Origin of the sequence: Lactiplantibacillus plajomi, from assembly GCF_005405405.1 — a bacterium.
In the GTDB taxonomy this organism is placed as follows: domain Bacteria; phylum Bacillota; class Bacilli; order Lactobacillales; family Lactobacillaceae; genus Lactiplantibacillus; species Lactiplantibacillus plajomi.
Genome location: NZ_BJDZ01000049.1, coordinates 1 through 8,126, shown reverse-complemented (window position 1 = coordinate 8,126; position 8,126 = coordinate 1). Strand labels below are relative to the sequence as shown.

9 protein-coding genes are annotated in these 8,126 nt (G+C 48.4%); all 9 read right to left on the bottom strand.

What is annotated here, in order from left to right; genetic code table 11:
• Positions 1–126: 126 nt before the first annotated feature.
• Positions 127–903 (bottom strand): DUF4422 domain-containing protein, encoded by a 777-nt coding sequence (locus FFM82_RS13155; RefSeq protein ID WP_137646215.1) that lies wholly within the window; start codon positions 901–903, stop codon positions 127–129.
• A gap of 160 nt (positions 904–1,063) precedes the next feature.
• Positions 1,064–1,519: a hypothetical protein gene (locus tag FFM82_RS13805; RefSeq protein WP_225425730.1), complete on the bottom strand. Its 456-nt coding sequence runs from the start codon at positions 1,517–1,519 to the stop codon at positions 1,064–1,066.
• Positions 1,520–1,693: 174 nt separating this feature from the next.
• The gene (locus FFM82_RS13800) at positions 1,694–1,882 is read right to left on the bottom strand and encodes a hypothetical protein (RefSeq protein WP_225425728.1); all 189 of its coding nucleotides are present in this window, start codon (positions 1,880–1,882) and stop codon (positions 1,694–1,696) included.
• A gap of 222 nt (positions 1,883–2,104) precedes the next feature.
• Positions 2,105–3,352: a polysaccharide biosynthesis protein gene (locus FFM82_RS13145; RefSeq protein WP_225425725.1), complete on the bottom strand. Its 1,248-nt coding sequence runs from the start codon at positions 3,350–3,352 to the stop codon at positions 2,105–2,107.
• On the bottom strand, positions 3,345–3,965 hold the full coding sequence (locus tag FFM82_RS13140; RefSeq protein ID WP_137646214.1) for a polysaccharide biosynthesis protein: 621 nt from the start codon (positions 3,963–3,965) through the stop codon (positions 3,345–3,347). Before FFM82_RS13140 ends, FFM82_RS13145 begins: the two co-directional genes overlap by 8 nt.
• Before the next feature lie 14 nt (positions 3,966–3,979).
• The gene (locus FFM82_RS13135; protein ID WP_137646213.1) at positions 3,980–5,104 is read right to left on the bottom strand and encodes a hypothetical protein; all 1,125 of its coding nucleotides are present in this window, start codon (positions 5,102–5,104) and stop codon (positions 3,980–3,982) included.
• A 17-nt stretch (positions 5,105–5,121) separates the two neighbouring features.
• Positions 5,122–6,252 (bottom strand): UDP-galactopyranose mutase, encoded by a 1,131-nt coding sequence (gene glf, locus FFM82_RS13130; protein WP_137646212.1) that lies wholly within the window; start codon positions 6,250–6,252, stop codon positions 5,122–5,124.
• A 174-nt stretch (positions 6,253–6,426) separates the two neighbouring features.
• The gene (locus FFM82_RS13125) at positions 6,427–7,359 is read right to left on the bottom strand and encodes a glycosyltransferase (protein ID WP_137646211.1); all 933 of its coding nucleotides are present in this window, start codon (positions 7,357–7,359) and stop codon (positions 6,427–6,429) included.
• A 24-nt stretch (positions 7,360–7,383) separates the two neighbouring features.
• On the bottom strand, positions 7,384–7,974 hold the full coding sequence (locus tag FFM82_RS13120; RefSeq protein WP_225425723.1) for a glycosyltransferase family protein: 591 nt from the start codon (positions 7,972–7,974) through the stop codon (positions 7,384–7,386).
• Positions 7,975–8,126 lie beyond the last annotated feature (152 nt).

Below are 8,126 nucleotides of genomic sequence, written 5' to 3'. Positions count from 1 at the left end.
AGAAACGGCTCCACCGCGAAAGAATATCGCGATAAAGCCGCTTAAGTTACGTCCGAGAATTATATTATTTCACCTGTCAACTTGACAGGGACTAGTACAACCAACGGGGATTGCTTTAGTTTTAGTTTAAAAATGAGTTTGCTTGGCCGCCTGCGGGAAAAACTTGCGCTTCAATAAATTATAGGCTTTCGCTGGAATGCGCTGTTTCTCCATATACAACACCGGAACTTCAGCTGCTGAATAGTGATTGGTCTTCAACCACACGTCTAGGAGCAGTTCTGATAAGTACCCAAACACCCGCGCTTCCTGAGCATCATAGTTTGAGATGTCAACCATTTTTTCAACCTTGAAAAGAATTGAAAACAGCCATTCGGCGTAAGCGTTAAACTTGGTGGCGGGCATGATTAGCATATTAAACATGTGGGCACTCGTTCGGTGCATCAGCTGATCGTAGGCCACTAAATAATCCGGATAATCCGCCGCAACTACTTGTCGCATGACATCTAGCGGCTCCCGATGATGCGCGTGGATGTAATGCGAATAGTTCGTTTCAATGTAATAACGTCTTTTTTTGGGTACAATGACGTCTTTTTGCGCTAGCAGCGCTTCAATCTCACCCGTACTCAAAATACCATCAATGCCTAACTTCGGTGTAGCGGCCAAGTAGCGACGGTATTGAACGAGTCCCTTGACGTCCGCACTACAATTTTTCCAAGCCCAGTAAAGCGCGGTTAGCTCGTTAAAGTTAGGATTCTTTTTCGAAATATTATCACCAGTATTATCTGGTAGATAATTAAACGGCGTCGCCCCATTGATCGCCGCGCCAACAAAAATCGGCTGATAACTCCGATCGGTCGGCATCCGGTACGGCTTATGCGCCGCAACAAAAATTTGAACATTCATTCGCCAGTCCCCCTCTGGTAAGCTTGAAGTTCGAGCAATTTAAAATTTTTTACAATTAATAGTTTACCGTTGCGCCAGCAATTCACTGGCCTAACACCCTTAATTCCGTTTTTTAGTTAATCGAATTAACCGGTTTTATTCAGTATTGTACATATAATGACTACCGGCCTAAATAACGCCGTGGGAAGAGCCCCGCTCGTAAAACCGGAATTTTTGGTACCACCAACAGACCAACCGTCACAAACGCGATACGACAAATGATTTGCACTAATAACGCAATCATTGTGCCGGTAAGCGACTGTAGCCAATTAAAGACGTGAACATCCGCATTCAATGCCGTTAAATTAAGCAGGTGGACACAGAGTACGATCAACGATAACTGGCCGTACCACTTTAAAATTCGAGGGGTCCCTGGTCGACGGCGCTTTGTGAGTGCCATACAAAAGCGAATCAGGCAGAGACTCCCACCAATACCGCCAACGACACTAATCACCAAATTAGGTGACGCGGGTACGTTCAGCCAAAAGCCACCCTGCCAACCACTAACTAACCAGGCAAAGACAAAAATGCCGTACGACCAATCTGAAAGTCGGGCTAACAGGTTGAATTGCTGCACACAATAACCCGCGTAAAAAAAGATCAGCGAGAAAATAGCCGCGTTCAGCGCCCACGGTAAATAAACGAGGCGTCCGAGTATACCACCAACTAACGCTAGGCTGATAACGACACCAATACGAATTCAACGCCGCCATATTAGCGTTGCCGTCCAGCGCATCAGCGCGTTAAAGATTTAGATTGCAATAAACATACTTAATAGGAACCAGATTGCGCCAATCGGCTGAATTTGCCAGCCCCAAGGGTTGAAAATAGTCGAGCCACCGTCGTAAAGCACCGCAACCAGCCCCTGCTTGGTGGATACAAACGGCGCGTGTAGCAACGAATTGGCCGGTAGCTGTAACGCTAACCAGTTCAGTGCCAATACTAAGGTAGCCGTCGTTGCATACGGGACAAGTAAGTTGCACGCGCTATGCCGAAACTCCTAATTGACCGGCCGCGAGTGGTAAAGGTAGCCACTCAAAACGAAGAAAATCGGCATGTGGACGGCGTAAATCAGGCTCCCGGCCAAGCTCGTTGTATAAGACCGAGGGTGTGACTAACGATAACCGCTAAAATAGCAATTCCGCGGGCATCATCAATCCACTCAATCCACTTTGCCATCAGCTAGCCCCTTCCGTCGCGAATACCACCGGTGAACGTGAAACGGGTGTGGTTCCAGCGCGAACTTGTATCGCGGCAAAACGGCAAACGGCGCTAATAAAAAGACGTTGTAAGTCACTTCTAAGAAATGCTGATCAAACGCACTACAGATGGCAATCGCCACGAAGATCACAGGTAACAGGTAATCGCGTTGCCGAGTCCGCCACCATAAAAAGAGGGTGAACCCCGCCACAATGACAATTGTCAACAGCGCACCGTTTAGGATCAACATATTCAAAAAAGACGAATCGATAAAGAAATACGTCAAACTACCGACCCCGTCGGTAAACGATTGGGAGCGGTCGCCACCCCAACCATTCATCGGGATCCATGGTTGACCCAGTAGCCTGACACCGTACGCCAATAACCCGTTATATCCCAGTGATAGCCGGGTCGACAACCACTGATTCAGTAAGTTTAAGAACCGGTTATTAGCGTTAAAAATGGCCGTCAACCAGATAATGATGGTAGCTGCCAGCGGCAATGCCCAGTAACTATACCGCAAGCCAACCGAACAAAACCGCCACTGCCTAAGTTGACGCCGATAAATATAACAAAGATAGCCAACAATTAGCACTACCAAACCAATGGTGTTCGTCATCGTGTGGGTAAAAATAACGATAACGCCTAGCGCAACTAGTGCCGGTAAAATGGCAATTGGTCGAAAACGCCGCGCTTGTAAATACAGGTAGGCACAAACCAAATAGAAAAGGTGCGAGGCAAAGTCGGTGGTGTAAACGACCCCGAAGGATTGCCGTAACCCGTCGTCCGTAGCAAAAGTGATGTTTTTAATCACGCCGGTCATTGCCGCCAGAAAAGCAATTAGTAGGATTCCGCCAACCACCCAGAGATAGACTTTAACAATTCTTCGGAAGTTAACCGTTCGCGCAGCCATGACCAGTAGGACGGTCGTCACCAAGTAATTCGAACTAGAAATTAGCGTGACGACAACCACTAGGCAAAGTAGCGCCACCTCACCAATCAACTGCCAAGTCGTTAACTCAACCCCTAAGACAATAATGCCGAGCATTACTAGGGCCGCTAATAGTTGAATCACCGTTGCAACCCGGTGCGGGTAGTAAGGGTAGAAGGTCGTCGTGTTGATGGTGACCGAAGCTAAGTAAATCGCAAAGGTTATCAGATAAACCTGCGAAATGTTGGCCTGCAAAGTGGTCAACCAGCGTTTAAACATGCCCATCACGCTCCTTCCCCCGGAGATAATTGATGACGTACGGCGTTACCAGGGCCGTAAAAAAGCCCATACCGATTGTGAATTTCAAAATCGGTTTACGCATGACGTGGTTCTCACGAACCATCGCAGTCCGCACGACCCTAACCCGGTAATGTCGTAGTCCCCGTAACGAGTGGCGGATGGCGATCCGAAACGCTTGCCGGTTTTCCGCCGCTACCGCCCGTGAACTGCTAGCTACCGTCACCCGTAAAACCGGGCGCTCATCCACAGCCTCAGCCGTCACCGATTCGCTTAAACTCCGAACGGATTGCCAAATTCCGTAATGCATCGACGCATATTCGCCAGCTTGATAGAGCACCCCACTTTGATGCGGGAGCACGCTAAACTGGTCAACGTTTTTGATATCCTTTTTCAATTGTCGGTGACGGCGACTGGTGCTAGCACCGGCGGGTAACCGGCGCTTGATTTCAATATCCATCTGCGCTTGGTAAACCGGCTTGCTCAACGCGGAGGCACCAAACCAGCCAACAACACACCACCCGACTATGATCAATACTTCTACCGGTAACCAGCGCCATGCAAGTCGTAATCGATCCGTTGCTTGATACTTCATAACGTGGCTCCTCACTACCTTTTACGCGTACTTAGCTGGTACTGATGCCACGGAAAATCAGTTACGAGCACGTGTTGCTTACCACGCGGCCTTAAGTTAGACCGGTAGTCGCGGTAAAATGGTCCGCGCTCAATCTGTTCATGATCTAACGTACTAAAAATCAGCCGTAACTGTCCGTGCTTAACCGGGATCAGGTTCAACGACGTGACCCGGTGGCTTGCGTGCATCGTCAAGCTAAGAACTTTAATTTTTTTAAAGGGCTGGGTCAAACGCCGCGTCCGTGATACCCGCACCCGTCGACCACGGGCTTGTAACAAATAGTAATCCTCACCGACCCGGCTGACAGTATCGCCCGCTCGAATGGCTAAGCCCCCAGTCGCCAAGTGTTGCCACGACGTGACCGTTTGCTTTGAACCCTGCCAAGCCCCCACAAATAATTGCGGGGTGCGGTGTCCCGGTTGCTTGGCACGAACAACGACCAATTGTTGTCGGGCCGTTCGAATAACGGTCTGAACTTTCGCGGCTTTAAATTGCGAACTTTGTGGTTGCCACTTTGAGCGTTGCCAGTGTTGGTAATCACTGGTGTCATATCGGTACCCGCTATCCAACACCGTCAGCCCTCGGGCGCTAGTGACCGCGACCGGTGCGACCATCCGCACGTTCGGATAGCTAATCGGCAGTTTCGTCCAGTGAGTGCCATCCTCACTAGTACTCAACCGGGCAAAATTAGCGCCCTTACGCTGCACTTGGGCCTCACCGAGATTTGGCGTGGTCACATTTTGTGTCGCTACTTGCAAATAGGCTGTCCGCTTTAGCTTACGCCGTAACTGATCTACCGTTTTCGCCGAGCGGTAGCGTAATACGACCCGCTGATTTTGCCGCGGCATCCGTACACTTAACGGATTATCCGTCGTTAGCCGGTAACCGCGGACGTGGGCAACAAACGGATTTTTTTGCCCAGCTTTCTTGACGAGTTTAATGGGTGCGGGCGAATTGATTGGTGTGCCGTTTTGGTCACGTTGAAAGATTTGAATCACCGTGTCCTGACCCGACTGTAAACTGACCGAGTAAAACATCGTTCCGGTCAGGCCCAGGATCACCACGACCAGCCCAACAACGATCCATAGCCTTTTTTTCATCTTTACTTCGTCAGTCCCTACTTTGTTGGGTCAAATTCGGCCTTTACGGCAACCAATGCAGCGTGGATAACCTGGTGCATATCATAATAACGGTACTGACCTAGGCGACCACCAAAAATAATCTGCTTTTGTTGGGCAGCCAACGCCGCGTATTGCTTATATAAGTTATTGTTTTCTTGATTATTAACCGGATAATACGGTTCGTCGCCACGCTTCCAATCGGCCGGATATTCCTTAGTAATAACGGTCTTGTCCGCATCACCCTTGCCGAATTCGAAGTGCTTGTGTTCGATAATCCGGGTATACGGCGTTTCCGCATCGGTATAGTTGATCACGGCGTTCCCTTGGTAATTACCAACTGGTAACGTTTCGGTTTCAAAACGTAGCGACCGGTAAGCCAGTTCGCCTAATTGATAGTCAAAGAACTGATCGATCATCCCAGTAAAGACGACCTTTGGATAATTTGCCAAATAGGTGTCCTTATTGGCAAAGAAGTCCACGTTAGTTTCAACGTCAATGTTCGGGTGGTCCAACATCCGTTCAACGATTTGCGTATAACCACCGATTGGAATCCCTTGGTAAGTATCATTGAAGTAGTTATTATCGTACGTATAGCGAACCGGTAAGCGTCGAATAATAAAGGCTGGCAGGTCGGTGGCTTTTTGTCCCCACTGTTTTTCCGTATAGCCCTTGATCAGCTTTTGGTAAATGTCGGTCCCAATTAAGGTAATCGCCTGTTCTTCTAAGTTACGTGGTTGACCACTCAACTTAGCCGCATCGCGTTGTTCCTGAATCTTAGCCGCCGCTTCTTGCGGGGTCCGCACGCCCCATAGCTTATTGAACGTGTTCATGTTGAACGGTAAGTTATACATTTCACCATGGTAATTAGCGACCGGACTATTCGTGTAGCGGTTGAATTCCGCAAACTGGTTCACATAATCCCAAATTTCACGGTCGGACGTGTGGAAAATATGGGCGCCGTACTGGTGAACTTGAATGCCGTCCACTTCCTTAGTATAAATATTACCGGCAATGTGATCACGCTTTTCAATCACCTTGACCCGCTTACCTTTGAGGGCTGCTTCGTGGGCAAATACCGCCCCAAATAGGCCGGCACCAACGATTAAATAATCAAATTTTTCAGTCATGTCAAAATCCTCCGCAAATTTAAGTCTAGAGCCATTGTATCAAACTGACCGTAATAACTAACCAGAAAGCAAGCGTGAAGTTCACTGGCCGGGAAATTATTACCGCAATTAAAATTAAGTTTCCAATTAAATTCCGTTCGGTCGACATCCTTGCCGACCTAGTGACCACATTTTTTAAAACTTTTGACCCGGCATAAAGTGCGGGTTCAGCCCTTCTTTATACCGTGCCGCATCGCGCAACGCTTCCCAATACGCACGGATGGCCATTTTACGATACCCTCGGAACAAGGGCCCGCAAAGTTGTAACGCAAACCGACCGTAGAAAGAAAATAACCAGGCAATGCTAACCAGTGGCCGTTTGCTCCAGCGGCGAATCGTGATCATCCGGTTACGGTATCCATAATAAATCCGCCAGTCAGCCACGAACTTCCTCTTATTATCAATCGACGGAATCGCCGTCTTATGGGTCAACTTAGCCGCAACGACGTTAACCGGCTTTGAAAGTTTGGCCGTGCGAATCGCGTACTCGCAATCATCCCACCAGATAAAGAAGCCGGCATCTGCAACGCCTACTGCCCGGATAACATCAATGTTCATGAAGACGCCACAAAAAGTGTACTGATCAAATTCAAAGTTATGGTCATACTCCGACGCTGGAACTTCCACCGCCCGAAAAGTGCTCCAATTACTAAAGCGACAGCGTTGATCGTCTTGTAGACGGCCGTCACCAACGTACACGCTGCCCGTTAAGACTTGACGTTCCGGGTGTTGTGACTGGTAACTAATCAGCTTTTCAAAGTAATCATCCGCAAAAATTGCGTCATCATCTGAAAGCGAGACCCAATCCAAGTTAACCTTTGACTTTGCAATTTCCATGCCGCGCGCAAAACCACCCGCACCACCGATATTCTGATCTAAATAGCGATAATCAATAATCGGATTATCAAGCAAGCCTTGGTCTTGCAAGAGTTGCTTAGTCCCATCCGTCGAGTGATTATCAATTAAAATGATGCTAGTCGGCGGCACCGTTTGCCCCAGCAAACTGTCCAACGCTTCTAGTAGTAGCTTTTTACGGTTAAACGTCACTACAATTGATCCGTATTTCATCATGTTTCCCCCATTACACCCTAACTACGGTAAATAGTTTAAATTTCGCCCCAAGTGTTCGTGGCAGCCGTCCTGATAACCGGCCACGTAAGCCTTTGCCAGTGGCAAAGCCTGGTGCCACCGGTTCTTAAACAACGCAATTGCCAGTAGCTTTCTCATCAAAAACTTGCGGCAATACCACTGCGTCTGCCAATTACGACCGCTATGCTTATATAGCGATGCAATTCGGTTACGCATGACGTAGTATTCCTTCCACGGCGCGACCGCCGCCCGCGTATAAGTCGTTTTGTGTAAGACCACCGCATCGTGCACGTTCAGAAACGGGCCAAATTTTCGAGCCCGCAGCGCGTACTCAAAATCGTCGAAACGAATAAAGTAGTCCTGTTCAGGCAAACCAATTCGGCCAATCGTTTTCCGACTCAACAAGATTCCCACGAATGAAAAAATATCGTACTTGAAGTCGTGGGCGTAGGTAGATTCCGCCACCGGCTTAGCCGTCAGGGTGACTTGATTAGTAACCAGTTCCCGATGCATCATATCGTGTTGCCCGTTCGGTAATACCACCGAACCAGAAAAGACTTGCTGTTGCGGGTGCTGTCGAATCGCCCGTCGCAACGCCGCAAAATATCCCGGTTGAAAGATTGCGTCGTCGTCGGAAATTGAGACCCTGGTCCCCTGTCAATAAAATAGACAATTTAAATAGAGACTTTTTTGTCCTATGCCACGACTAAATTTTGAATTTGAGTTTGATACTCATCTTCAAGTTG

What these genes read in the sequence shown, in the direction of transcription:
- FFM82_RS13145 (WP_225425725.1), bottom strand. Translation starts at nt 3,352, where the DNA reads ATGTTTAAACGCTGGTTGACCACTTTGCAGGCCAACATTTCGCAGGTT.
- glf (WP_137646212.1), bottom strand. Translation starts at nt 6,252, where the DNA reads ATGACTGAAAAATTTGATTATTTAATCGTTGGTGCCGGCCTATTTGGG.
- FFM82_RS13135 (WP_137646213.1), bottom strand. Translation starts at nt 5,104, where the DNA reads ATGAAAAAAAGGCTATGGATCGTTGTTGGGCTGGTCGTGGTGATCCTG.
- FFM82_RS13140 (WP_137646214.1), bottom strand. Translation starts at nt 3,965, where the DNA reads ATGAAGTATCAAGCAACGGATCGATTACGACTTGCATGGCGCTGGTTA.
- FFM82_RS13125 (WP_137646211.1), bottom strand. Translation starts at nt 7,359, where the DNA reads ATGAAATACGGATCAATTGTAGTGACGTTTAACCGTAAAAAGCTACTA.
- FFM82_RS13155 (WP_137646215.1), bottom strand. Translation starts at nt 903, where the DNA reads ATGAATGTTCAAATTTTTGTTGCGGCGCATAAGCCGTACCGGATGCCG.